A 370-nucleotide genomic window follows, 5' to 3' on the forward strand; every position below is an offset into this window, starting at 1 on the left:
GGCGTACGCCGCCGACGGCAGCGGTCGCAATTGGGGGAAAAGGGGGGTTACCGATGATGAACATGCCGTTGCGCGCTAGCGTCGCGCAGGCCAGTCGCCCATGGGCGCGAGGAGGTGGCTCGTGAGCGGGGTTGGCTCTCGACTGGAAGAAAGTCTGGAGTACCGCACGCTGGTGCCGGAGGCGCTGTCGATCAGGCGCATGGCCGGCGCCAACCGGATGCTGTTCGACTGCTTCGACGTGGACAGCAAGGCTGCGCGGCGTAGCGTGGCGATCCTTTCCATCTGCCTGCGCATCGAGAGCTGGGGGCGCGATGTGGTGCTGCGGGCGTTGAACTCCAACGGACGCGCCTTGCTAGCTCCGTTGAGCGAG

General features: G+C 66.5%; 1 pseudogene. It reads left to right on the top strand.

From position 1 onward, the window contains the following. Window positions 1-121: 121 nt before the first annotated feature. Window positions 122-370 (top strand): annotated as a pseudogene (locus ACLJNW_RS23585) (hypothetical protein); the annotation flags it as partial.

The sequence above is a fragment of the Salmonella sp. SAL4457 genome, from assembly GCF_046548235.1.
Taxonomy (GTDB): domain Bacteria; phylum Pseudomonadota; class Gammaproteobacteria; order Enterobacterales; family Enterobacteriaceae; genus Salmonella; species Salmonella enterica.